The organism is Flavobacterium orientale, assembly GCF_014638005.1.
GTDB lineage: Bacteria > Bacteroidota > Bacteroidia > Flavobacteriales > Flavobacteriaceae > Flavobacterium > Flavobacterium orientale.
In genome coordinates this window covers 76,019-101,810 of sequence record NZ_BMFG01000011.1, presented here as the reverse complement: position 1 = coordinate 101,810, position 25,792 = coordinate 76,019, and the positions used below count along the sequence as shown (strand labels likewise).

The 25,792-nt window shown below is 36.0% G+C and carries 18 protein-coding genes; 11 read left to right on the top strand and 7 right to left on the bottom strand.

Translation table 11 applies throughout. The features are described 5' to 3' along the window. Positions 1 to 15 precede the first annotated feature (15 nt). Positions 16 to 2,631 carry a T9SS-dependent M36 family metallopeptidase gene (locus tag IEV15_RS12885; RefSeq protein WP_188362940.1) on the top strand — a complete coding sequence of 872 codons (2,616 nt, stop codon included), beginning with the start codon at positions 16 to 18 and terminating at the stop codon, positions 2,629 to 2,631. A 45-nt stretch (positions 2,632 to 2,676) separates the two neighbouring features. On the opposite strand, the gene IEV15_RS12880 is transcribed toward IEV15_RS12885, so the two are convergent. Both IEV15_RS12880 and IEV15_RS12875 read right to left on the bottom strand, forming a co-directional pair. After that, complete coding sequence (locus IEV15_RS12880; protein WP_188362939.1) at positions 2,677 to 3,648, bottom strand: DUF3078 domain-containing protein; 972 nt, start codon at positions 3,646 to 3,648, stop codon at positions 2,677 to 2,679. Positions 3,649 to 3,678: 30 nt separating this feature from the next. Then, the gene (locus IEV15_RS12875; protein WP_188362938.1) at positions 3,679 to 5,451 is read right to left on the bottom strand and encodes a 1-deoxy-D-xylulose-5-phosphate synthase; all 1,773 of its coding nucleotides are present in this window, start codon (positions 5,449 to 5,451) and stop codon (positions 3,679 to 3,681) included. 38 nt (positions 5,452 to 5,489) lie between these two features. Between IEV15_RS12875 and IEV15_RS12870 the strand changes: the two genes are divergently transcribed. The 4 genes from IEV15_RS12870 to pbpC all read left to right on the top strand — a co-directional run bounded on the left by IEV15_RS12870 (position 5,490) and on the right by pbpC (position 14,925). After that, positions 5,490 to 5,933, top strand: coding sequence for a nucleoside deaminase (locus tag IEV15_RS12870; protein WP_188362937.1), 444 nt, complete (start codon positions 5,490 to 5,492; stop codon positions 5,931 to 5,933). 265 nt (positions 5,934 to 6,198) lie between these two features. Then, positions 6,199 to 11,700: an alpha-2-macroglobulin family protein gene (locus tag IEV15_RS12865; protein ID WP_188362936.1), complete on the top strand. Its 5,502-nt coding sequence runs from the start codon at positions 6,199 to 6,201 to the stop codon at positions 11,698 to 11,700. A gap of 219 nt (positions 11,701 to 11,919) precedes the next feature. Then, a complete protein-coding gene (locus IEV15_RS12860; RefSeq protein WP_188362935.1) occupies positions 11,920 to 12,549 on the top strand; it encodes a hypothetical protein in 630 nt (209 codons plus the stop codon). Between the two features lie 9 nt (positions 12,550 to 12,558). Further along, a complete protein-coding gene (gene pbpC / locus IEV15_RS12855; RefSeq protein ID WP_229734158.1) occupies positions 12,559 to 14,925 on the top strand; it encodes a penicillin-binding protein 1C in 2,367 nt (788 codons plus the stop codon). Between the two features lie 41 nt (positions 14,926 to 14,966). Here the strand turns inward: pbpC and IEV15_RS12850 are convergent, their stop codons facing one another. Then, the gene (locus IEV15_RS12850) at positions 14,967 to 16,511 is read right to left on the bottom strand and encodes an Rne/Rng family ribonuclease (protein WP_188362934.1); all 1,545 of its coding nucleotides are present in this window, start codon (positions 16,509 to 16,511) and stop codon (positions 14,967 to 14,969) included. Between the two features lie 405 nt (positions 16,512 to 16,916). Then, the gene (locus tag IEV15_RS12845; RefSeq protein WP_188362933.1) at positions 16,917 to 17,210 is read right to left on the bottom strand and encodes an HU family DNA-binding protein; all 294 of its coding nucleotides are present in this window, start codon (positions 17,208 to 17,210) and stop codon (positions 16,917 to 16,919) included. A 133-nt stretch (positions 17,211 to 17,343) separates the two neighbouring features. On the opposite strand from IEV15_RS12845, the gene mutY reads away from it, so the two are divergent. Genes mutY through gldD form a run of 4 tightly spaced genes read left to right on the top strand, consistent with a single transcriptional unit; the run spans position 17,344 to position 20,749 of the window. Beyond that, a complete protein-coding gene (gene mutY / locus IEV15_RS12840) occupies positions 17,344 to 18,381 on the top strand; it encodes an A/G-specific adenine glycosylase (RefSeq protein WP_188362932.1) in 1,038 nt (345 codons plus the stop codon). Between the two features lie 50 nt (positions 18,382 to 18,431). Continuing rightward, complete coding sequence (locus tag IEV15_RS12835) at positions 18,432 to 18,878, top strand: single-stranded DNA-binding protein (RefSeq protein WP_188362931.1); 447 nt, start codon at positions 18,432 to 18,434, stop codon at positions 18,876 to 18,878. A 25-nt stretch (positions 18,879 to 18,903) separates the two neighbouring features. Beyond that, positions 18,904 to 20,199, top strand: coding sequence for a gliding motility-associated protein GldE (gene gldE, locus IEV15_RS12830; protein ID WP_188362930.1), 1,296 nt, complete (start codon positions 18,904 to 18,906; stop codon positions 20,197 to 20,199). After that, complete coding sequence (gldD, locus tag IEV15_RS12825; protein WP_188362929.1) at positions 20,192 to 20,749, top strand: gliding motility lipoprotein GldD; 558 nt, start codon at positions 20,192 to 20,194, stop codon at positions 20,747 to 20,749. Before gldE ends, gldD begins: the two co-directional genes overlap by 8 nt. A 44-nt stretch (positions 20,750 to 20,793) precedes the next feature. On the opposite strand, the gene IEV15_RS12820 is transcribed toward gldD, so the two are convergent. Continuing rightward, positions 20,794 to 21,360, bottom strand: coding sequence for an outer membrane beta-barrel protein (locus tag IEV15_RS12820; RefSeq protein ID WP_188362928.1), 567 nt, complete (start codon positions 21,358 to 21,360; stop codon positions 20,794 to 20,796). Positions 21,361 to 21,736: 376 nt separating this feature from the next. On the opposite strand from IEV15_RS12820, the gene IEV15_RS12815 reads away from it, so the two are divergent. Then, on the top strand, positions 21,737 to 23,068 hold the full coding sequence (locus tag IEV15_RS12815; RefSeq protein WP_188362927.1) for an agmatine deiminase family protein: 1,332 nt from the start codon (positions 21,737 to 21,739) through the stop codon (positions 23,066 to 23,068). A gap of 298 nt (positions 23,069 to 23,366) precedes the next feature. Here the strand turns inward: IEV15_RS12815 and IEV15_RS12810 are convergent, their stop codons facing one another. Together IEV15_RS12810 and IEV15_RS12805 are read right to left on the bottom strand one after the other, a co-directional pair. Beyond that, on the bottom strand, positions 23,367 to 23,678 hold the full coding sequence (locus tag IEV15_RS12810) for a hypothetical protein (RefSeq protein WP_188362926.1): 312 nt from the start codon (positions 23,676 to 23,678) through the stop codon (positions 23,367 to 23,369). Positions 23,679 to 24,196: 518 nt separating this feature from the next. After that, positions 24,197 to 24,697 carry a heavy-metal-associated domain-containing protein gene (locus IEV15_RS12805; RefSeq protein ID WP_188362925.1) on the bottom strand — a complete coding sequence of 167 codons (501 nt, stop codon included), beginning with the start codon at positions 24,695 to 24,697 and terminating at the stop codon, positions 24,197 to 24,199. A gap of 122 nt (positions 24,698 to 24,819) precedes the next feature. On the opposite strand from IEV15_RS12805, the gene IEV15_RS12800 reads away from it, so the two are divergent. Next, complete coding sequence (locus tag IEV15_RS12800) at positions 24,820 to 25,686, top strand: DMT family transporter (RefSeq protein WP_188362924.1); 867 nt, start codon at positions 24,820 to 24,822, stop codon at positions 25,684 to 25,686. Positions 25,687 to 25,792: the final 106 nt, after the last annotated feature.

Genomic DNA, 25,792 nt, shown 5'->3' with positions numbered 1-25,792 from the left:
AAATAATAAAGAATAATGAAAAAAAGTATCTTTATCATTGTATCATTTTTTTCGCTTTTTAGTTATTCGCAAGAAGATTTGCAAAGACTACAATCATACATGGATGCAAACCTTGCTAGTCTTGGAATTACTGCTCAAGATGGTTCGGATTGGATTGTTGAAAGTGAAACCTATTCAACAACAACTAAAATTCGTAACTACTATTTGAAACAACGCCATCAAGGTATTGAACTTTTTCATGGGCAATCAAATTTTTCAATCAAAGACGGAGAAGTTTTTCATGTTGGCAATCGTTTTGAAGCCAATATTTCACAACGCATCAATGCCACAACGCCTGTTTATTCCGCTTTTCAGGCTCTGGAATTAGCTTATGCACATTTTTCTATAGAAGCAGTTGAATCTTTTTATATTGAAGAAACGATTCGTCAAAATTATTTTAAGATAAATAATGCTATCCATTTAGACGAATCGGTTTTAGCAAAGTTAGTATATCAATTAAATGAAGATAACATGCTACGTTTAGCTTGGGACTTCACTTTTTATACTCCAAATTACAAAAACCTTTGGAGCATTAGAATTGATGCAATCAATGGAAATGTGTTAGAAGCAATTGATTTAACACGTAATTGTAGTTTTGGAGAAGCATCAAATCACTCAAAACATAACCATTTTGCCGGATTTACAAAACCAATAAGTCACACGGTAGAATCAACTTCGTCGTTAGAAGCTATGTCGGGTGCTTACAGAGTATATCCGTATTATGTTGAAAGTCCAAATCATGGTGCCAGAGAGTTACTTAGTTCACCATTTAATACAACAGCTTCACCTTTTGGATGGCATGACACCAACGGAGTTCCGGGACCTGATTTTACAATAACGAGAGGAAATAATGTTTGGGCAAAAGAAGATATTGCAGGAATTAATAGCAATGGTTCTGCTCCAAATGGTGGAACTACTTTACTATTTGACTATCCTTATGGCGGAAACAATACCCAACCTAGTACATACACCAATGCAGCTATTACTAATTTATTTTACATGACAAACATCATGCATGATGTTTGGTATAACTATGGATTTGATGAACAAAGCGGTAATTTTCAACAAAACAATTATGGATATGGAGCTGCTCAGAATGATTATGTTTTGGCAGATGCTCAAGATGGTTCAGGAATTAATAACGCCAATTTTTCGGCACCTGTAGATGGAATCAGAGGGAGGGTTCAAATGTTTTTGTGGGATGTTGGACCACCAACATTGGCATTAAATGTAAATTCTCCGACAGCAATTGCAGGAACATATGCCATTAGAGATAATAACTTTAATCCCGGAAATGTGCCACTACCAACGGCTCCAAATGGCATTACTTCCAACTTAGTTTTATATGTAGATGGAACACCGGACACTTCTGACGCTTGTTCAGCAGCAGTAAACGCTCAAGCAATTGCAGGTAAAATTTGCGTGATTAGAAGAGGTACTTGTCTTTTTGTTGAAAAGGTAAAAAACGCACAAAATGCAGGAGCTATTGCGGTTATAATTGTCAACAATGTAGATGGCAATATTGTGATGGGTGGAGCAGACGCCACAATAACCATCCCTGCAATTAGTGTAACACAAGCTGTAGGAGAAGCAATTATTGCTCAAATGGCTCAAGGAATCGTGAATGCCACACTTCAAAACCCATTAGATGTTTTTATCAATTCCGATGGTTCATTTGACAATGGAATTATTGCACATGAATACGGTCATGGAATTTCCATTCGTCTGGCAGGTGGAAGAAATAATTCCTCTTGTTTAAATAATGCCGAACAAATGGGTGAGGGTTGGTCGGATTGGTTTGCATTGATGATGCAATTAAAATCCGGTGATGTGGGTACTGCTGCTAGAGGTATTGGCACTTATGCTGTAAACCAACCAACTAATGGAAATGGAATCAGGTCTTTTCCCTATTCAGTAAACACTTCTATAAACCCAATGACTTTTAATTATACAAACACAGAAGCTATCCCACATGGAGTTGGATCGGTTTGGGCTACCATGCTTTGGGATTTAACTTGGGCTTATATAGCTAAATACGGATTTGATTCTAATATTTATTCCGGTTTTGGAGGAAATAATAAAGTAATGCAGTTGGTTATTGATGGTTTAAAAATACAACCTTGTAATCCTTCATTTGTTGACGCAAGAAATGCACTTATTGCAGCCGATCAGGCAACCACTGGTGGCGAAGATTTTTGTATGATATGGAATGTTTTTGCCAATAGAGGTTTAGGGGTAAACGCTTCTTCAGGTTTAGCAAATAATGCTTCCGACCAAGTTGAAGACTTTACAACACCGCCAGCCGGACCAAACTGTACCACATTAACTGTTGGTTCGAATGAAGATAAAAAGACTATAAATTTATTCCCTAATCCAACAACAGGAATTGTAACACTTAGTAATTCAGATTTTAACTTTTCAAAACTTACCATACAAGTTTTTGATTTGAATGGAAGAAAGGTCTACAATGAATCCATCTATAATTTTTCAGGAGAAAAATCAATAAACCTATCTCATTTGTTAACGGGTGTTTATTTGATAAAGGTCAATTCAGATCAAATGCAACAAAGTTTTAAATTGATGAAAAACTAAATTAAAAAAACCCCGAAATAACACAAAATTATTTCGGGGTTTTTTCTAAAATAAATAGGTAATACCAATCCCTAACATTTGTTTTAACTGCACTTTTGGACCTACGGTGATTTGTTCGCCATTAACTTCTTCTTTGGCTTTAATGTCGTCGTCATAAATGGTGTGAATGCCAATATTAGCTCTAACATATTTGTTAACGATCATTTCTATTTGAACTTGCCAATCAACATCTATATTCCCGAAATTGTTGATGTAGTCTGAATATAATGAAAACCGATTTTCAAGCACCATATTTTTATAAAATTCTTTTTTCCAATAATTTGTGATAAGCATACCAAACTCATTTCGTACTTTTTTTCCTCTTCGAAGCAAATTTCCTTCTTCGTCAAAAATCGCTCTCTGGACACCAAAAGAACCTTTGTCAGCTAAGGTTTGATCTAAAACCAATGTTGTTTTGTTGGTTAAAGGAGAAAAATACACGTTTAGATTTAAATCTTTTCTGTTGTATTCGGAACCCACTCCAAGAAAAAGATAAGCAGGTGCAAAAGGTTTAGAAATAGGAATGTCAATATTAGGATAAGCATACCCATTCGTGAACTGCGTGTTAAAGTTAAATCTTGCTGAAGTATACCAATTGGATTTAGGATGTTTTTTATAACCAAAGTTGGAACTTACTGAAAAAGCATCTTCTGTTTTTCTTAACTCTCGGTCTTCTTGCTTGTTAATTCCGTAACGAATTATCATTTCATTATCCCAAATAACATTTTTCTTTCTATATTTTCTGGTGAAATTTCCTTTTAATAATCCGGAAACAGAACTGTTTCCTCCTGCATTCCAGTTCACAAAAGCAATTTGACTAAAATCCAAACCGGCCACATTTTTATGTTCCCAATAGGTAGTGTCTTTTTTTACAACCAAACTGTCTTTATCTTTCAAGGAAATCAATATTTCCTGTGCAGATGAAACAGAACAAACTAATAAAAATAATAGAATTCTAAATTTTGGATATAGACTCATTAAAGGAGATTTTTAAAAATGCAAAAATGACTATTTTGTATAAGCTGACAAAAAACTTAACAAACTTTTTCTATCAATTGAACAAAAAGAATGCAATTCTTCAACAGTACCTTGTTCAATAAATTCATCGGGAATTCCTAAAATTTGTATTTCATTTTTATAATTATTGAAAGCGGCAAATTCAAGTATCGTACTACCAAAACCACCTGATTTTACGCCATCTTCCATAGTAATGATACTTTCATGTTCAGCAAAAATGGAATGTAAAAGTGTTTCATCCAACGGTTTCACAAACGAAAAATCATAATGCGAAAAAAGTTCTGATTTTTCAGTTTCAGCTAAAGCTAATGTTATATTTCGACCTATAAAACCATTTGATAAAATTGCAATGTTAGAACCTTTTTTCAATATAGTTGCTTTTCCGATTTCTATTTTTTGAAACGGTTTTTGCCATTCCACAATCTCGCCTCTTCCTCGTGGATAGCGAATCGCAATTGGATGATTCAGTCCTAATTGAGCAGTGTAAAGTATATTTCGCAATTCAATTTCATTCCTAGGCGAAAAAATAATCATATTCGGGATGCATCGCAAATAGGCCAAATCAAAAACTCCGTGATGTGTTGCTCCGTCTTCGCCAACCAATCCCGCTCTATCCAAACAAAAAATCACAGGAAGATTTTGCAACGCCACATCATGAATCACTTGGTCATACGCTCGTTGCAAAAAAGTGGAATAAATGTTGCAAAAAACAACCATTCCTTGTGTTGCCATTCCGGCTGATAAAGTCACGGCATGTTGTTCGGCAATTCCAACATCAAAAGCTCTATTTGGAAAAGCATCCATCATGAATTTTAAGGAACTTCCGGTTGGCATCGCAGGAGTTATACCAATAATTTTTTCGTTTTGTTGAGCCAATTCAACCAAAGTCAACCCAAAAACATCTTGAAATTTGGGTGGTAAATGACTTTCTTCTTTGAGATGAATTTCGCCTGTAATTTTATCAAATTTTCCGGGAGCATGGTACTTCACTTGATCTTGTTCTGCTTTTTGTAGCCCTTTTCCTTTGGTGGTAATGACGTGTAAAAACTTTGGACCTTTTACTTTTTTCAACCGTTCCAATTCCGAAATAATCGCAAAAATATCATGACCATCAATCGGTCCTGAATAATCAAAGTTCAAGGACTTAATCATATTATTCACTTTCGGATTTTTGCCCTCTTTCACCGCAGTAAGATAATTTTTCAACGCACCAACACTGGGGTCAATTCCAATCGCATTGTCGTTTAAAATCACTAGCAAATTCGCATCGGTAACACCGGCATGATTCAAACCTTCAAACGCCATTCCACTCGCAATCGACGCATCGCCAATTATCGCAATATGATGTTTGTTTTCGCCTTTCAATTGTGACGCAATCGCCATTCCTAATGCTGCAGAAATAGAAGTGGATGAATGTCCAACTCCAAACGTATCAAATTCACTTTCGCTTCGTTTCGGAAATCCGGAAATGCCATTTAATTGCCGATTAGTATGAAAAACAGATTTTCGTCCGGTCAAAATTTTATGACCGTAGGCTTGATGACCTACATCCCAAACCAATAAATCTTCTGGTGTATTAAATACATAATGCAACGCAATCGTCAATTCCACCACACCCAAACTGGCTCCTAAATGACCTTCTTTTACGGATACAATATCTATGATAAAGTCACGTAATTCCTGAGCCAATTGCGGCAATTGATTTACGTTAAGTTTGCGTAAATCGTCAGGTAAATTGATATGTGAAAGTAAATTTTCAGCCATAGGGCAAATGTACGAATTGAAATTGTATTTTTGTTTCTATGGAAAACCCTTTCACCCACGAGTATTTTATGAAAAAAGCCCTGCAAGAAGCCGAAGTCGCTTTTGAACAAGGCGAAATTCCCGTAGGAGCAATCATTGTGGTAGAAAATAGAGTCATCGCCAGAACGCATAATTTGACCGAATTACTCAACGATGTCACTGCTCACGCCGAAATGCAAGCCATCACTTCTGCTGCTAATTTCATTGGTGGGAAATATTTAAAAGGATGCACATTGTATGTTACTTTAGAACCGTGTCAAATGTGTGCCGGTGCTTTATATTGGAGTCAGATTTCCAAAATTGTGTTTGGAGCTCGTGATGATCAAAGAGGTTTTATGTCGATGGGCACAAAATTACATCCCAAAACCGAAGTTGTTTCAGGAGTTTTAGCTCAGGAAGCAGCCGATTTAATGCTACGTTTTTTCGCATCCAAACGGAAATAATTTTCTTTTTTTTACCACGAATTCACTAATAAAATCTTCATTCGTTCATCTTTGATGAAATTCGAATAATCACGAATTTTAAGCAACAATAAAATTTGTGAATTCGTGGTAAAACTTCAAAATGTATTTCTCGAAATCAGGTTAATTTATTCCAAAAATTCTTCTAAAAAATAATTATCTTTAACACAATATTTGGAATACTTTTTGTGTTATTGCAGATAAGTACCCACTCATTTTCCCGTTCCACTTTTAATCATCTTGAACAATGTCAATCAAACGTTTGATGCAACTCCTTGTTGCGGTTGTAGTGCTACACTCTTGTGGCAAAAAAGTAGCTACAGAAGATTTTAATTCTGATTTTTCATTGTTTCACGAATATATACTGAATTTCAGTTCCGGTTTGGTTTCGGCCAATTCCGATATTCGAGTAACATTGGCATTCGACAAACAGGAATGGCAGCCGAATCAGGAAATCGACAAAAGTTTATTTGATATTTCGCCAAGTGTAAAAGGAAAAATGGTCGCGTTAGCCTCCAACACCATTGCTTTTGTGCCTGAAAAAGCATTGGAACAAGATACTGAATACCGCATTGTTTTCAAATTATCCAAACTTATAAAAACTGAAAAAGGATTAGAAGAATTTAAATTCTCTATCAAAACTTTGAAACAAGATTTTATAGTAAATGTGATGGATTTACAATCCTACAGCAGAGAATTGAATTATTTGAACGGAACAATTCAAACCAGCGATTTATTGGATTTTACAACCGCTTCAAAATTAGTGGAAGCCACGCAAGACGGAAAAAAATTAAAAATTAAATTTGATAAATCACTAAGCACCAAAACCGAATTTAAATTCATAATTGATAGTATTCAACGAAAAGTAGAAGATGATAAAATTGAAATTTCATGGAACGGAAAACCCTTCAACATCGACCAAAAAGGAAGCGTAGAATATGAAATTCCCGGTAAAAATAATTTCAAAATTGTTGGAATGGAAGTGGGCGATGAAGACAATCAATCCCTATTAATCAATTTTACTGATCCCATCAAAAAAGGACAAGATTTACAAGGATTAGTTTCCGTTGAAACTGCTCAAACCACCAAATTTTTAATCGAAGGAAATTTACTAAAAGTCTTTTTCAGCGAACCATTAAAAGGCGATTTATTGGTGGAGGTTTTCCAAGGAATTACCAGCGACGAAGGTTATAAAATGAAAGAAACTCATTCGCAACGAGTAGCTTTTAACGAAATGAAACCGAATGTTCGCTTTTCAAAAAACGGATCAATTTTACCAAGTTCAAACAATTTGAAAATCAATTTTGAATCGGCAAATTTAAAAGCGGTTGATGTAAAAGTGTATAAAATTTACCAAAATAATGTTCTCCAATTTTTACAAGATAATAACCTAAACGGAAACCGAAATTTAAGAAAAGTAGCTTCGCCAATTGCCAAGCAAACCATCAATTTATTAAATAAAAAACTGCCTAATTACAGCAAATGGAATACGTTTGCTCTTGATTTATCAAAAATAATTACACCCGAACCGGGAGCGATTTATCGTGTGGAAATGTCGTTCAAAAAGAGTTATTCGTTATTCAAATGTTCCGAATCTACAACTGACTCTGAATACAATAGAGAAGATGTTGATGAAGAAGTGCGTTCCAATGATGACGATTACTACGATTATTATTGGTATGATGATTATGATTGGTACGACAGCAAAGATGCCTGCCAAGACGATTATTTCCGCCGTGGCCCGATTGGTATGAATGTGTTGGCTTCTGATTTAGGAGTAATTGCCAAACGTGGTGAAAACGGTTCCTATACCATTGCCGTAACCAACATTGTCAACACGCAACCCATTTCGGGAGCAACGATTGAATTGTATGATTTTCAACAGCAAAAAATTGCTTCAGGAACTTCTGATGCAGAAGGAATAGCTTCATTTGAAGTAAGTAAATATGCCTATTTTGCACTTGTTTCCAAAGATAAACAAACCACTTACGTGAAATTAGACGAAGGCTATTCGCAGTCCGTAAGTAATTTTGATGTTTCCGGAGAAAAATTACAAAAAGGACTCAAAGGCTATATTTATGGCGAAAGAGGCGTTTGGCGTCCGGGTGACACGTTGTTTTTAAGTTTTATGTTGAATGATGCCGCGAGCAAATTAGATAAATCGCATCCCATCCAATTCAAATTGAATGATCCAACAGGAAAATTGACGTTTCAGTCGATGCAAAAATACAATGAACTCAATCATTATAAATTCATCATTCCAACTCGTGATTCTCATCCTACGGGAAGTTGGGAAGCAGTAATTAGCGTTGGAGGTGCTCGATTTTATAAAAACATCAAAATTGAAACCATCAAACCAAATCGATTAAAAATTAAAAATAAATTCGATTCCGAAATTTTATCCACATCTAAAATAAATGTCAGCGAAGTAGAAGTCGCTTGGTTGCACGGTGCCGTTGCTAAAGATTTAAAAATGGAAATGCAAGCCAAAATAATGCAGCAAAAAACCGCTTTTAAAGGATTTGCCAATTATAATTTTGATGACCCAATCCGTCAATTTGAAACCGAAGAAACGACAATTTATAACGGAAAAGTAAATTCAGAAGGAAAAGCAACCGTGAGTTTTCAACCGAAAGTAAGCAGTCAATCTCCTGGGATGTTGAAAGCCAGTTTGATGACGAAAGTCTATGAAAACGGTGGCGATTTCAGTACCGATGTGATGGCAACAACACTTTCACCTTATCAAACGTATGTCGGTTTAAAAACTCCTGAAACCAACAAATACGGCTTACTAGAAACCGGAAAAATGAACCGCTACGACATTGTAACCGTCGATGAAAAAGGAAATCCAAAAGCAGTACAAAACCTAAAAGTGCAAGTCTATAAAGTAGAATGGCGTTGGTGGTGGGATGCGAGTTATGACAACCTCTCCAGTTATGTTTCTTCCAGTTCAACAACAGCATTTAAGAATTTCAACGTAAGCACCAATTCTACCGGAAAAGCCAGTGTTCAATTTAAAAATGATGAAAACGAATGGGGTCGTTATTTAATAAGAGTCACCGATGAACAAGGCGGTCACGCCACCGGTTCAACCGTAATGATTGATTGGCCATATTGGTCAGGAAAAACCAGAAATACCGACGCTTCCAATGCGTCGATGTTGATGTTTTCCACCGATAAAAAGAATTACGCTGTGGGCGAAAAAGCCAAAATTTCCTTCCCATCCAGTGCAGGAGGAAGAGCGTTAATTTCGTTGGAAAATGGTTCTCGTGTGGTAAAAACCTTCTGGGCAAACACGCAAAAAGGCGAAACCAAAGTCGAAATTCCAATTACCGGCGAAATGGCTCCGAATGTGTTCGTTCACATTACCTTATTGCAACCGCACGCTTCCACGTTAAACGATTCACCGATTCGTTTATATGGAATTGTGCCAATTGAAGTCATCGACAAAAACACCATTCTCGAACCACAAATCACAATGCCGGAAGTTTTGCAACCGGAAGGAAAAACGAGTATCCGCGTAAGCGAAAAATCAGGAAAAGCAATGACATACACGTTGGCCATTGTGGATGATGGTTTACTCGATTTAACCCGATTTAAAACACCAAATGCTTGGAACAGTTTCTACACTCGTGAAGCGTTAGGCGTAAAAACCTGGGATATTTTTGATGAAGTAATTGGAGCTTACGGCGGAAGAATCAACCAAGTGTTCAGCATCGGTGGTGACGAAGATTTAGGAGGAAGCAAAGCCAAAAAAGCCAATCGATTTAAACCGGTGGTGATGTATTTTGGTCCATACAAACTAGAAAAAGGAAAATCGCAGACGCATAAAATTACAATGCCAAACTATGTCGGTTCGGTTCGTACAATGGTCGTAGCCGGAGATGTAAATTCAAGTGCGTACGGTGCAGCTGAAAAAACAACTCCGGTTAGAAAACCGTTGATGGTATTGGCATCGTTACCAAGAAAAATTTCTCCAACCGAAAAAGTAACGTTACCAGTGACGATTTTTGCGATGGAACCACAAGTAAAAAATGTTTCTCTACAAATCAAAACCAACAACGGAATTCGAGTAATTGGAAAAACTTCGCAAAGTTTATCTTTCGCTCAACCGGACGAAAAAATGGCGTATTTTGAGTTGGAAGTAGGCGAATTAACCGGATTGGCTAAAGTGCAAGTCATCGCCACTTCCGGAAATGAAAAAGCCACGTACGAAGTCGAACTCGATATCACGAATCCAAACCCGATTACGAATGAATTCACCGACATTGTCTTAGAACCCAATAGTTCAAAAACAATCGAAGTTGCAACGTTTGGTGTCGCCGGAAGCAACAAAGCTCAATTGGAGGTTTCATCCTTCCCAACCATTGATTTTAGCAGAAGATTGCAGTATTTAATTCAATATCCGCACGGTTGTTTGGAGCAAACCACGTCGAGTGTTTTCCCGCAATTGTATTTGGCTGATATTTTCGATTTAGATCAAAATCGCAAAAACGAAATTCAGAAAAACATCAAAATCGGAATCCAAAAATTAGGCGGTTTCCAAATTTCAAATGGCGGATTCTCGTATTGGAGCGGACAAAATTATGCCGACGATTGGAGTTCATCCTACGTGGGTCATTTCCTCATTGAAGCCGAGAAAAAAGGCTATGTTTTACCCATCAATTTTAAATCAAAATGGATTGCCTATCAACAAAAAGCGTCCAAAGAATGGCGATTGAACAAAGGCTATCACAACGATTTTGCTCAAGCCTATCGTTTGTACACCTTGGCTTTGGCTGGTTCGCCCGATATGGCTTCAATGAACCGTTTGCGTGAAACCACCGGAATTTCTAACGAAAGTAAATTGCGTTTGGCTGCTGCCTATGCGTTGGCCGGACAAAAACAAGCCGCTCAAACACTATTCAATCAAAGCAAAATTGATGAAACGAACCAAAACCATTACTACTATTACGGTTCACCTGAACGAAATAAAGCAATGGCTTTGGAAACGTTATTGCTAACCGGAAACAAACAAAGAGCCTTTAAAATGGCGATCGATTTGGCGAAAAATATGGCTTCCGACCAATGGATGAGCACCCAAACCACAGCCTATTGCTTGTATGCGATGTCAAAATTTGCTCAACAAAACGGCGGAAAAGGCGTAGAAGTAACTTATTCGTTAAACGGAAAATCGCAAACCATCACGACCGCAAAATCATTAGCTAATCGCAATTTGGATATCAAAAACGGAAGCAATTCCATCACCATCAAAAACACCAAATCCAACACCTTGTATGTGCGAGTGCTCACGAGCGGAATTTTGCCAATCGGTCAAGAAAAAGCGATGCAAAGTAAATTATACACCAATCTCGTCTTTAAAAACCGAAGCGGAGCACAAGTCAACGTGTCAAAAATCGCTCAAGGAACCGAGTTTATTGCCGAAATCACCATCCGAAACCAAACCAATGAACGCGTGGAAAATCTAGCATTAACCCAAATTATCCCATCCGGATTTGAAATCGTGAACACGCGTTTCACCGATTTTGGCAGTTTTGGCAACAACGTAGCCGACCACATCGACATTCGCGACGACCGCACCAATTTCTATTTTGGACTCAAAGCCAACGAGTCCAGAACGTTCCGAGTGCTGTTAAACGCGTCCTATTTGGGCAACTATTATCTACCCGGTATGCAAGCAGAAGCAATGTATGACAACACGTATGCGGCACGAACATTGGGTCAATGGGTGGAAGTGGTGAAGGAGTAGTTTCATTAGAAGCCAATCCCGCTTCCTGCCTGCCTGCACGGTTCATTACAAGCTTGTTTGCCAAAGCTGTTTTTTCTAAGCCGCCCCTAAGAGCTTCCCCTGGTCGCTTTGGATCTGCAAGAAAAAATCAGCTTTGCCTGCACAAGGTTTTCCATTGCAATCTGGGCTTGGGGGTTGGTGCAAAAAAGAAAATTTAAAATTATAATTAATTAATGAAAAATGAAAAACCTAGCTATTTTATTCTTCGCTTTACTATTGATTTCTTGCAAAGAACCACTAGTTCAATTTTCTGAAGTTCAACCTGAAAATTTCAAAAACCTAAATTCATTTCCAAAAAAAATGATTGGTAACTATTATGATTCTGAAAATGAAATAGATTTAGAAATCAGTAAATATATGATTGTGAAAAAATCAATCTTAAAAGATACTTTTAATGTGAAAGGATTATCCGAAGTTGAGATTTTAAAAGGAGACACATTGGTTAACACAAGAACTTTTGAAAAAACTTTTGTCAAAAAAATTAATGATACACTTTTTACAAATATCCTATTTAAAGACACAATTTTTTCTATTAATAACGACAATATTTTAAGAAAAATGAAGGGCTATTACTTTTTAAATACAAAGTATTCGGATAATAATTGGGTTGTAAAAAAGCTTTTCCTAAAAAATGGCTTGTTAAATATGAATGATATTTCAACTACTGAAGAAATTCAAATGTTAGAAGAAATAATGGAGACCAAAAAAGATACTGCCTTAGCTTTTGTTATAAAACCAACCAAAAATCAATTTAGAGAATTTGTGAAAAAAAATGGTTTTTCAAATGGTGAAATGTATATAAAAATATAAAGTATCCCCGTGCTCAAACCCCTCCTCCATAAAGCCAAAACCAAAATCCTTCAACACAAAATCAAATCCATTTTGATTTTGCTCTTGTTGCTTGGTTATTATTTTTGTTTACCACGAACATTTTTTAACGAACCGTATTCTACCGTTATCGAAAGCAAAGAAGGTAATTTATTAGGAGCCAAAATTGCCCGTGACGGGCAATGGAGGTTTCCGGCAGCGGATAGTGTGCCGGAGAAATTTCAACAATGTATTATCACTTTTGAAGACCAACATTTTAACTATCATCCCGGTTTTAACCCGATTTCGATGTGGAATGCGTTTCGGCAAAACAGCAAAGCCAACAGAGTAGTTCGTGGCGGAAGTACATTAACCCAACAAGTCATTCGCCTTTCCCGAAAAGGCAAAAACAGAACCTATTTTGAAAAAATCATCGAAGTGCTTTTGGCAACGCGTTTGGAACTTCGTCATTCAAAAAATAACATCCTAAAATTGTACGCCGCTCACGCTCCGTTTGGCAGTAATGTCGTTGGATTAGAAATGGCTTCGTGGCGGTATTTTGGTGTGCAATCGCATCAGTTATCGTGGGCAGAAACAGCTACTTTGGCGGTTTTACCGAATGCTCCAAGCTTAATTTATCCCGGAAAAAACCAAGAACGGTTACTCGAAAAACGCAATCGTTTATTGGCAAAATTATACGAAAATGAAGTGCTAGATCAACTTTCATACGAAATGGCGTTGCAAGAACCGTTACCTCAAAAACCGTTTGACTTACCGCAATTGGCTTCGCATTTATTACAAAAAACCGCTAAAAAACAAGAAGGTCAAAAAGTGAAAACAACCATTGATTTTGCATTGCAAGAACGATTGAACCAAATTGCTCAAAATTATTATTACCAATACAAACAAAACGAAGTGTACAACTTAGCCATTTTGGTCGTAGAAGTTGAAACCCGAAATATTGTAGGTTATATTGGCAATGCTCCCACCGACAAAAACCATCAAAAAGATGTGGATATTATTTCGGCACCACGAAGTTCAGGAAGTATTTTGAAACCGTTGCTTTTTGCAGGAATGTTAGACGAAGGCGAATTGTTACCAAATACTTTAGTTCCTGATATTCCAACACAAATTTCAGGGTATAGTCCGCAAAATTTTAATCTAACATATGACGGTGCGGTTCCGGCAAGACGAGCTTTATCACGATCATTAAATATTCCATCCGTGTTGATGTTGCAAGATTTTGGCGTGTATCGTTTCTACGAACAATTGCAACAATATGGTTTTACCACGATGAAAAAACATCCAAATCACTACGGATTATCACTCATTTTGGGTGGAGCAGAAACCAATTTATGGGATTTGTGTAAAACCTATTCCGGTCTGACAGGAACATTAAATCAATACCAAAAAAACAAATTTCAATACCGAAAAAACGAATTTACAGAGTTGAATTACGTCGCTGAAAACAAAATTGACTTCGGAAAATTATCCTATCAAAAAAATATTGTGGGAGCAGGGTCAATTTATTTAACCTACGAAGCAATGAAGGAAGTCAACCGTCCCGAAGGCGATGAAGCTTGGCGTTTTTATGATTCTTCGCTTCCCATTGCTTGGAAAACAGGAACTAGTTTTGGGAATCGTGATGCGTGGGCTGTCGGAACAAGTTCAAAATACGTAGTCGGAATTTGGGTCGGAAATGCTACAGGAGAAGGTCGACCATCATTAACCGGCGTCAGTCACGCAGCTCCGATTTTGTTTGATGTGTTCAATTTATTGCCACGAAGTAATTGGTTTGAAAAACCATTGAACAATATGCAAGAAGCTGATGTTTGTGTCAAAAGCGGATTTTTAGCCTCAGAAAATTGTCCGAAAAACAAACAATGGATTCCGGTTTCGGCTAAGCAAACAGAACAATGCAACTATCATAAATTAGTTCATTTGGATAAAACGGAGCAATTTCGGGTAAACAGCAATTGTGAAAATGTGGATGAAATGGTCACTAAATCGTGGTTTATTTTGCCTCCGGTGATGGAATGGTATTACAAAAGCAAAAATATGGATTATTGGGTTTTGCCACCTTTTCGTCAAGATTGTGAGGATAATCAAACCCCTTTTATGGATTTTATTTATCCAAAAACAAACAGCAAAATCTATCTCACCAAAAATTTTGACAGTGAAGTGCAACCGGTTATTTTAAAAGTGGCTCATTCGCAACCTAACATCAAATTGTATTGGTATGTGAACAATAAGTATTTGGGAATTACACAGAATTTCCATGAAATGCCTTTAAAGGCTACGTCCGGAATTCATTTTATCACGGTGGTGGATGAAAATGGTGGCGAAATAAAACGGAAAGTAGAAGTGATAAGTGAATAGCAAAAAAAAACGCTCATCTTTTACAAGACAAGCGTTGATTTTTATTCTTTAATAACATTTCCATTTTGATCACTGAAATGATATTCTAAAAACGTGTAAGCATCACGAGGTATAATTTTCACCCATTTTTTATGTTCAAAAAACCATTTTGAACGTAATGATGGAAAACCTTTGGTTAGGTATGCGGCCACAAAAGGATGTGCACTTAAGACAATTCTTTTGTGATTTTTTAATCGTTCAACTTCCAGAGAAATCTTGTCGATAACTTGAATTGGAGCATCTATTTCTCCAAATCCGTTGTTCGGATCTTCTTCTCTAGTTTTTATGTTGACTTCTGGTCTTACACGTTGTCTTGTAATTTGGATTAAACCAAATTTACTAGGCGGTAAGATTTTGTGTTTGGCTTTGTCGTCGCTCATTTCTTCTCTCAAGAAATCAAAGAGGATTCTTCTATTTTCAGGATTTTGCATATCAATAAAATCGACAACAATAATTCCACCCATGTCTCTTAGTCGTAATTGACGGGCCACTTCGGCAGCGGCAATCATATTAACTTCAAGGGCTGTGTCTTCTTGGTTTTGGGCTTTATTGGATCGATTTCCACTGTTTACATCAATAACATGAAGTGCTTCAGTGTGTTCGATAATCAAATAAGCACCTTTACTCATAGAGACTGTTCGGCCAAAAGAGGTTTTAATCTGTCTTTCGATATGGTACTTTTCAAAAATAGGTAGTTCTCTTGATTGATAAAGTTTCACAATAGAAACTTTTTCCGGAGCAATTTCTTCGAGTGACTCCTTGGTTTGTTCAAACAATTCTTCATCATCAATGTGAATTCCTGTAAAAGAATCATTGAAAACATCTCTTAAAATTGAGGAAGCTCTATTGAGTTCGCTTAAAATTTTGGACGGATGATGAGCTGTTGGTAATTTTTTACACATGCCATTCCATCTGCTAAGCAGATTTTGCATGTCTTTGTCTAGGTCGGCTATTTTTTTGCCTTCTGCTACTGTACGGACAATAACACCGAATCCTTTTGGTTTGATGGATTGTACTAATTTCTTTAATCGGTCTTTTTCTTGTTTGGATTCTATTTTTTGTGAAACAGAAACGCGATCAGAAAATGGGACCAAAACGATATATCTTCCTGCCAAAGATAGCTCTGAACTAATTCTTGGACCTTTGGTCGATATAGGTTCTTTAACGATTTGTACTAAAACCGACTGGTTGGCACTTAACACATCGGTGATGGTGCCGTCTTTGTCAATTTCACTCTCAAACTGAAAGTTTTTAAGGGAGAAATCTTTTAGTTTACCTGTGCTTACAAGTTTAGTGAATTTCAACATCGAAGCTAAGTTTGGGCCTAAATCGTGGTAGTGTAAAAAGGCATCTTTTTCAAAGCCTAAATTTACAAAAGCCGCGTTGAGTCCCGGAACCGGTTTTCTGATTTTGGCAATAAAAATATCGCCCACCTGAAAGCCGCTCTTTTGCTCTTCCTCTTTGTGTAATTCTACTAGTTTTCCATCTTTTAATAAGGCAAAATCTACTGCTTCAGAACCTGACCTGATGATCAATTCTTTATTCACGTTGTAAATTTTTATCTATACCTTTTAGTTTGGTGATGGGTGATGGGTGATGGGTGATGGGTTGGGGATGATTAGTGAAAAAAGAATTGCAAAACACAATTAATTCAACTCCAATTTACCTTTTACCAATTACCTTTTACCAATTACCATCTTAAAAAACCGAATTGTACAGATGGATTAAACAATATTTTAAACAGGTAGTTTTGTACCCGGTGAAACAGCAATTGTTTCTAGCTGTTTCATTTCAAAGAACTTTTTGTAAAAGAAAAAAGTAGTTTTACACTACTTTTTCTTTTTGTGACGGTTAGCTCTCGCACGTTTTTTACGTTTGTGAGTAGCTACTTTATGTCTTTTACGCTTTTTTCCACTTGGCATAGTGTGATTTTTTTGGTATTAATAAATAAGTTATACAGCCACTTCAGTATTTGCTTTTACACCTTCTACAAAAACTTTTGCAGGTTTGAAAGCCGGTATGTTGTGAGCTGGGATTTTAATGGTTGTGTTTTTTGAAATGTTTCTTCCTGTTTTTTCTGCTCTTGTCTTAACAATAAAGCTTCCGAAACCTCTTAAGTAAACGTTATCACCAGTCTCTAGTGAGTTTTTTACTTCTTCCATAAAAGATTCAACAGTGGCTTGAACATCACCTTTCTCAAGGCCTAATTTCTCTGAAATCTTTGCTACGATATCTGCTTTCGTCATTTTAATTCTTTTTAATTATTTATGTGTAAAATTTTGAGAGTGCAAATATATGAATTAAAAAAACAATAATTCAAGCATAATCGATTAAAATTTAATTACATAATACTTTACTTTTGTCAACCAATTTAAATTTATGGGTTTTTCTAATTACTTAATTCAATGGTATTTACAAAACAAACGTGAACTTCCGTGGCGAAATTCGCAAAATCCCTACGAAATTTGGCTCTCAGAAATCATATTACAACAAACTCGAGTGGCTCAAGGATTGCCTTATTTTGAGTCTTTTTTAGCTCATTTTCCAACCGTTTTTGATTTGGCTAAAGCCTCTGAAGAACAAGTTTTAAAACTTTGGCAAGGATTGGGTTATTATTCCAGAGCCAGAAACTTACATCAAACTGCAAAGATTATTGCTTTTGAAAAAAAAGGCCAATTTCCTAAAACATACAATGAATTATTAGGTCTAAAAGGAATTGGTACTTATACGGCGGCTGCTATTGCTTCATTTGCTTATGATGAAGCTGTTCCTGTGGTGGATGGAAATGTATATCGGGTGTTGTCGCGTTATTTTAATGTGGATACAGATATTTCTTCGTCTAAAGCTAAAAATGAGTTTACGGCTTTGGCAAATGAAGTTATGGACTCTAAACAACCGGCCTTGTTTAACCAAGCTATTATGGAATTTGGTGCATTGCAATGCGTACCAAAAAATCCCGATTGTTCCGTTTGTGTTTTTAATGCTGGTTGTGCGGCTCTACAAATGAAAAAAGTGCAATCGCTTCCCGTAAAATTGAAAAAAACCAAGATTACAAATCGGTTTTTCAATTATTTAGTTTTTCAAGATACTAACAATTATAGTTTGGTAAATCAAAGAACTTCCAAAGGGATTTGGCATAACTTGTATGAGTTTCCATTGATAGAAACAGAAAAAATAAGTTCTGAAAAAGAAGTAGTGCAATTGGTAAGGAAACAAAATAATTTGAATTATAAAATAAACGCAATAGTGGCTTTTGATAATTTTGATGTGATTCACAAACTGTCTCATCAACACATTACTATACGTTTTTGGAGGATTGAAATTGAAGGAGAATTGAAAAACGGACTGTCGTTTGACACCATAAAAAAATTACCTTTTCCAATTGTGATTTATAATTTTATTGAAAAGAATTTTTAATCCGTATTAAAATTTGTAATTTTATACATTCCTAAAACAAAATACATATTATGAACGGTACTTTAAATAAAGTGATGCTAATTGGTCACCTTGGCGATGATGTTAAAATGCACTATTTCGATGGAGGTAATTGCATAGGCAGATTCCCATTGGCAACAAACGAGATTTATATCAACAAAACAACAAACGAAAAAATCACTTCTACAGAATGGCACAATTTGGTTGTGCGAAATAAAGCAGCTGAAATTTGTGAAAAATATTTATCAAAAGGCGATAAAATATATGTTGAAGGACGAATTAAATCCCGCCAATGGCAAAATGAGGAAGGTGTAACAAAATATACCACAGAAATTCAAGTGACCGAGTTTACTTTTTTAACCACAAAAAAAGATACAGAACTTAATAAATCTAATACATCAGGTGTTCCTGATTCGATAAAAAACAGTAATTTTGAGGCACAAAACGACAGTCATTCTGATGATGGTATGCCGTTTTAGTATTGTTTAACCAATTTACCATTATTTGGACCCAGAACATTCCGGTATTCTAGAAAATTTAGACGCAAATTTGCTTATAGGATTAGTAAGCATTTTTGTGTTACTAATTTGCTCTGCTTTAATTTCAGGAGCAGAAGTGGCTTTGTTTTCATTGTCTCAAAAAGATATAGATGATGTAACAGAAGAATCGGAAGGGAAAGATCAAACCATTTCACATTTACTTCAAAAACCAAGAAAGTTATTTGCTACGCTATTAATAGTTAATAATTTTATCAATATTGCTATCATAATTGTTTTCTTTTCTATTAAAGATAGGCTTTTTGGTGGCATAGATTCCATTCTGCTCAAATGGATTGTTGAAATAGGGGTAGTTACTTTTTTAATTTTATTGTTTGGTGAGGTTTTGCCAAAAATATATGCCAACAAAAACAATGTGAAGTTTGCCAAAATTATTGCCAAACCCATTGCATTTTTCAATTTTTTGTTGACGCCTTTCAACATGCCAATGCGACGACTAATTCTATTTCTTGAAAATAAATTGGTGAAGCAAAAATCAAATTTATCAGTCAATCAACTGTCACAAGCATTAGAACTTACATCTTCTGAAGAAACATCTGATGAAGAGCAAAAAATTTTGGAGGGCATTGTTTCTTTCGGAAATACGGATGCTAGACAAGTTATGAGTCCGAGAATTGATGTTTTTGCTTTGGAGGATGACGAAACTTTTGAAGAAATTATACCAAAGATTGTAAATAATGGATTTTCTCGTATTCCCGTTTATCGTGAAAATATTGATCAAATTGAAGGCGTTTTGTATGTGAAAGACTTACTGCCCTATATCGAAATCGCTAATTTTGATTGGAAAAGTTTATTGCGAGAGCCGCTTTTTGTGCCTGAAAACAAAAAATTAGATGACTTATTGAAAGACTTTCAAAATAAAAAGAGTCATTTAGCAGTTGTAGTAGATGAATATGGTGGGACTTCAGGAGTGATTACATTGGAAGATATTATTGAAGAAATAGTGGGCGATATTAGTGATGAGTTTGATGATGTAAATAGTAGTTATTCACAGATTGACGATAAGAATTTTTTATTTGAAGGTAAAATCAACTTGAAAGATTTTTATCGAATTGTGGACGTTGACGATGAGATTTTTGAATCCAACAAAGGAGAAGCCGAAACATTAGCCGGATTCATACTCGAGATAATTGGAAGTTTTCCAAAGAAAGGACAAAAAATTGCTTTTCAAAAAGTGGTGTTCACCATCGAAGCGGTTGACAAAAAAAGAGTGAAACAAATCAAAGTTACTTTAGATGTTTAAAAGAAAGGTGTTATTTCTGTTTGGATTAGTGCTGCTTGTAAGTTGTAAAGACGACGCGATGCCAAAACCTTTTGCTCATTTGCGATTGGATTATGAAGAAGCTAGTTATATGGGCTTTGACAGTCCGTGTCCGTTTGTTTTTGATCATAATACGGATACGCAAGTAAAAGTGAAAGAAGATTGCAATGTTACCATTAGTTATCCAAGAATGAAGGCTTCGGTGTTTTTAACCTATAAACCAGTTGGTTCTAATTTGGAAACCTTGTTGCGTGATGCTCAAAAACTTACTTACGAGCACGTGATTAAAGCAGATGACATTATTGAATTGCCTTTTATCAATACCAAAGATAAAGTGTATGGTATGTTTTATCAAGTTGGAGGTAATGCGGCAACCAATACCCAGTTTTATTTAACAGACAGTCTCAATCATTTTGTTACCGGCTCGGTTTACTTCTACACCAAACCGAATTTTGATTCTATTATGCCTGCTGCAAGTTACATCAAAGATGATATGCAAACGTTAATGGAAACGTTGCGTTGGAAGAACTGATGGGATTACTATTAGATTTGCTTATTAAATAGTTTTTGAAAATATCAAATCCTATACCCCACCCCAAGTTTGACCAAGTTGATGTTTTGCAAATAAGGGTTTGTGAAATTCCCTGAATTGGAAAGTTTAATAAAATCATAACTGGCATGAAAGTACCACTGCTTGCTCACATCAAGTGAAAAACCTGCTGCAACATTTACGCCATATCGGGTTTCGTTGCCTTGCGGGAAGAAAGTCATAACGTTACCATTGGTGAAAAAGGTTACCGCACTATAGCCTATTCCAATAATTGGGTGGAATTGCGGTAGGGTTGGTAAAAATAACTCCCCGTAAATACGCGGTTGTAGCGTCCAAATGAGTAAATCAAAATCGGTGGTAGGATCTTGAATACCATCTTTGTCTTTGAACAACCCGGTATGCAAAGAAACTCCGGTTTTAAAAGAAAGGTTTTCCCAAAATTGGTATTTTGTTCCCGCCTCTACGATCCCGTTAAAATTGGCTCCAACAAAATTTTGATCTACTAAAGCAGGATAGCTCAGTTCAACACTCCACGAAGATGTTTGAGCTTGTGCTCCAAACAAACCTAAAAATAAGAAAAAAAAATTCCGCATATAATTTCTTTTTTAGTAGTAACGAGAGTTTTAAGATGTAATTGTGATAATTGTGAGAAATGTGTTTGTTAAATAAAAAAACCGCTGAGAACTTATGCTCTTCGGAATATCTCCCCACTTATAAGCATATAATCATTTCTTCAATAAACAATAACTTCCAATAAATCAGAGAAAACTACTTTCAAATCAAAGGAAAAAAGGATATATTTGAATTAAGGAAAGCACAGCAAACTTTTGACAACCAAACTGTAACGAGATGTTTATGCAACTTTTGTTGTGGATAGTTTCAAGTTATAGAGTAGTTTTTGCCTGTTTATTTTGTTCTTAATGGTGTGTTGATGACTTATAATAGTATTAACATAAAAAATTTGAAGTAATGAAAGGAACCCATTTTTTAAGTTTGCTTTTTAGCTTATTAGTTATGAGCTTGGTTGTTTTTTCATGCAAATCGGAAGACGCAACAGATCCTACTGCTTTTTATATGCCGGGAGAATTTGAGCCCCAAGAAGCCGTGTGGTTTGGTACCTGGTATATGGGTGATAGGGAGAACGATTACAAAAAGGTGATTACTGATGTAATGAAGGCCATTGAAGGCCATGTTAAGATTAAAATGGCATCGCCCTCCGATAGCATCATGCAAATTGCAAAAAGACAATTGGACAGCCTAGGCGTGGATACTACAAAGATTCAGTTTTTTGTGATGCCTGGTGAAGCACATTGGATCAGGGATCATGGTGCTACATTTGTAATCAACAGGCTAGGGGAGCTTGGTGCTGTTGATTTTGAGTGGAATTTTTACGGCTATTTGGATTGGCAAATAAATCGAGACTCTACCATTGCTGACAGTTTGAAAATATGGGATAAAAAAATACGACAAGGTAAACGTGCTAAGGTAGATAGCCTGATGGCAGTAGCAACCGGTGCTAAATGGATAAAAGGGAACCTTACCATAGAGGGTGGATCCATTGAGGTCAATGGCAAAGGGGTGCTAATCCAATGTGAAGCTGTAACGCTAAAGCGAAATCCCGGCTGGACTAAAGAAGCATTGGAGGAAGAATACAAAAGAACGCTGGGAGTCAAAAAAGTAATCTGGCTACCTCAAGGATTGGCAGAAGACGAACATATGACCCAATTTCAATTAGGCAAATACATTACACTGGGCACTGGTGGACATACTGATGAATTTGTTCGGTTTGCAGATGACAGAACCATTCTTTTAGCATGGGTAGATGAAAATGAGGTAGAGGCACACCCTCTTAATAAGCTCAATTATGAGCGGATGAAAAAAAACTACGAGATACTGAAAAAGGCATCCGATCATAATGGCAAGCCTTTTAGAATCATCAAAATCCCATTGCCTTATATTCAGGAAAGGCCTATCGTAGTTTCTGATTCAATCAGAGATAATCACCACATTTCCTTAAAATCTTTCACCTATAAAGACCGGAATAAAGTGAAAAAAGGAGATGAGTTGGTGAGTGTAGCTGCTGCCAGTTACATGAATTTTTTGGTAACCAATGGTGTGGTTGTGACTTCCTCATACGCTAACAACAAAGCCTCGATTAAAAGAGAGAAAGAAGTAGAGCGGCTATTACAAAGAGCCTTCCCCGGACGAAAGATTGTCTTTATCGATGCTATGGTATTAAATTGGGGAGGTGGCGGCATTCATTGCAGTACACAGCAGGAACCTAAAATCAGAAAATTATGAAATCATATTTAAGCTTAAGTATGTACTAGTTCCACGTAATTCTATGACTTCGAAGACACCCAATTCCAATTGAAAACCAGTTAAGCACACACGCCCTGATTTTGCTTCTGCCGAGGCAGACCGGACTTACCTACCGTTAGGTCGGGAAAACAAAATCAGGCAACAGCCAACAATCAAAATCCGTCGTAATCCGCATCAATCCGTGGCATCCCTAGCTAAAAAAATTCATCTCTATCTTCATAGTTGCTGCTTTATATTTCAGAGTACACACTTCAAATACTTTTATTTTTGAGGAGAATTACCTTTCTTTCCATACCCTACGTTTTTTATCTCCCGGTAATAACGTAAAAAGCGAATGATCTTCCCGCACCACAAACTTTAATGTGGGTATATAAGCCGATATCTTATTCAGTTGTTCAGCCATTTGTTTATCTAATACCGTCACCAAAATAAGCTCCCAATCCAACATTTTTTCCAAATCAGAAGCACTTGGCTTAATACTCAGCAAATCAAATAACAACTTAATCTTCCCCTCATTCAACTCCTGTATAGCCTCATCAAGAGCAGCGAATTCATCAAGATACTTTTTGGGTACAATAATTTTTGCCATAAATAGATAAAATCAACCAGTGAATTAAATTATAATTTACATCATACAATCCTATTCTAAAAACTATTTTATAACAAATAGGTTTGTCTTAAGCAAGCTACAAAAAAAAGTATATGGTTCCAATAGCACTTTTTCAAAATCTATTAATGTCTTGTATAACTATAATAGGATTTATTTAATAATATGTATAGTTGTTTTAGGACGGGTCAAAAGTTATTTCAGGACGGTCATTTATATAGATACTATATGGATGCTATATAGCAACTCCCTATTAACTCCCTAGATAAGCCATCAATGGTGACAGTTTATGTCTACTATTCCAAGGTGAAGATATAAGCATATAACCTAAATACATACCGACTCGTCGGAGTGTTCAATACATAAATTAACACAAAACACGTCATTTATCAACCTAGCTACACAAAATCAATTCAAAGTAGGAGTAGCTCAAATGAAAAAACCTTTGATAAAGAGTTACTTTAGCAAAGGTTTTGAGGTATTTTCAGTGTGTTATCAGATTACAACGTCTCCGCTTTTTTTGAGGCACAACAAGCTTTTTTGTCTTTGCTGCATTCTTTTTTAGCTTCTGTAGTTTCTTCGCTTTTTGAAGCTTCTTTTTTGTTTTTCTTCTTTTTGTCTTTTTCAGAATAGAAGGCTTTATCGGCAGAAGAAGTTACATCAGAAATAATGTAGTCTTTTGAAATGTTTTCAACGGTTTGTACCAAAATTTCAGGAGTTTGTTTGTTTGCATCATAAGTGATGGTTGCTTTTTTGTTGTCAAAATCAACATCCACTTCTTCAACACCTTCTAATTTTGCTAATTTCTTTTGGATGGTTCCGGCACATCCAACAGCACAATGCATGCCTTCAATGGTAAAACTTGCCGTTGCTAATTGAGCCGGTGTTTCGTCTAAAATTTCAACGGTAGCCGTGTCATTTTCGTCTTTTGCATTTTCTTTACAGCTTGTAAATAAAACTCCACAAATTGCTAATGCCAGTAAAGATTGTGTGATTTTCATAGGATATATTTTAAAATTAGTATTTAGGTAAACGTTTTAATTGCTAACGTAGTACAAAAATAACAAATTTTTCACGTTTGATTTGGGAAATTTAACGCAGATTTGTGACGCAATACTTAGTCATGGAAAACAAGAATTTAAAATTTGTATTTTTAATTATTTTGGCCCTTGTTTGGGGTAGTTCGTTTATTTTGATTAAAAGAGGTTTGGTGGGGTTAAATCCCTTTCAGTTGGGTTCACTTCGAATGGTTTTTGCCGCTCTTTTTCTCTTAATCATCGGGTTTAACAGTATTAAACACATTCAATTACGCCATTGGAAATATATTGCTTTCACAGCTATTATGGGCACTTTTATTCCGGTTTTTTTATTTTCTGTGGCTCAAACGCAAATAAGCAGTTCCGTTAGTGCTATTCTGAATTCGCTAACACCATTGAATACCTTAGTTTTAGGAATTATTCTTTTTAAAATCGATTTTCAACGACGTCAAATTTTTGGTGTTTTTATCGGATTAACCGGAAGTGCGTTGCTCATTATGAACGGTGCCTTGAATAACCCGGATCAAAACTATTATTACGCTATTTTGTTGGTCATTGCATCCATTTGTTATGCTTTAAACGTGAACATCATCAAGACGTATTTGTCTGATTTGAACCCGTTGAGTATTACTGCGGGGAATTTTGTGGTGATTTTATTTCCGGCTTTGGCGGTACTTTATTTTTCTGATTTTTTTACTGCTGTACAAACGGAAGCTACTCAAAATGTGCTAGTTTACATTCTTATTTTAGGAGTAGTTGGAACCGCATTGGCCAATATTTTGTTTTTTAAATTGATTAAAATATCGTCGCCTGTTTTTGCTTCATCGGTTACCTATTTAATTCCTGTTGTTGCTTTTTTATGGGGTATGGTGGATCATGAAACCCTTACTTTTGTGCAGTTAATTGGAGCTTCAATTATTTTATTGGGGGTTTATCTTTCTGCTAAGAAATAGGTTTTTCTTTTTTTGCCACAAAGCCCCAAAGTTGCCAAGTTTTATATTTGCGATTAAGCCACAAAGCCTGTAAAGAATCAATTCTTTGTGTCTTACTTTCTTTGTG

Coding starts and splice junctions, on each gene's coding strand:
- IEV15_RS12885 (WP_188362940.1), top strand. CDS start 16: ATGAAAAAAAGTATCTTTATCATTGTATCATTTTTTTCGCTTTTTAGT.
- IEV15_RS12880 (WP_188362939.1), bottom strand. CDS start 3,648: ATGAGTCTATATCCAAAATTTAGAATTCTATTATTTTTATTAGTTTGT.
- IEV15_RS12875 (WP_188362938.1), bottom strand. CDS start 5,451: ATGGCTGAAAATTTACTTTCACATATCAATTTACCTGACGATTTACGC.
- IEV15_RS12870 (WP_188362937.1), top strand. CDS start 5,490: ATGGAAAACCCTTTCACCCACGAGTATTTTATGAAAAAAGCCCTGCAA.
- IEV15_RS12865 (WP_188362936.1), top strand. CDS start 6,199: ATGTCAATCAAACGTTTGATGCAACTCCTTGTTGCGGTTGTAGTGCTA.
- IEV15_RS12860 (WP_188362935.1), top strand. CDS start 11,920: ATGAAAAACCTAGCTATTTTATTCTTCGCTTTACTATTGATTTCTTGC.
- IEV15_RS12845 (WP_188362933.1), bottom strand. CDS start 17,210: ATGACGAAAGCAGATATCGTAGCAAAGATTTCAGAGAAATTAGGCCTT.
- mutY (WP_188362932.1), top strand. CDS start 17,344: ATGGGTTTTTCTAATTACTTAATTCAATGGTATTTACAAAACAAACGT.
- IEV15_RS12835 (WP_188362931.1), top strand. CDS start 18,432: ATGAACGGTACTTTAAATAAAGTGATGCTAATTGGTCACCTTGGCGAT.
- gldD (WP_188362929.1), top strand. CDS start 20,192: ATGTTTAAAAGAAAGGTGTTATTTCTGTTTGGATTAGTGCTGCTTGTA.
- IEV15_RS12820 (WP_188362928.1), bottom strand. CDS start 21,360: ATGCGGAATTTTTTTTTCTTATTTTTAGGTTTGTTTGGAGCACAAGCT.
- IEV15_RS12815 (WP_188362927.1), top strand. CDS start 21,737: ATGAAAGGAACCCATTTTTTAAGTTTGCTTTTTAGCTTATTAGTTATG.
- IEV15_RS12810 (WP_188362926.1), bottom strand. CDS start 23,678: ATGGCAAAAATTATTGTACCCAAAAAGTATCTTGATGAATTCGCTGCT.
- IEV15_RS12805 (WP_188362925.1), bottom strand. CDS start 24,697: ATGAAAATCACACAATCTTTACTGGCATTAGCAATTTGTGGAGTTTTA.
- IEV15_RS12800 (WP_188362924.1), top strand. CDS start 24,820: ATGGAAAACAAGAATTTAAAATTTGTATTTTTAATTATTTTGGCCCTT.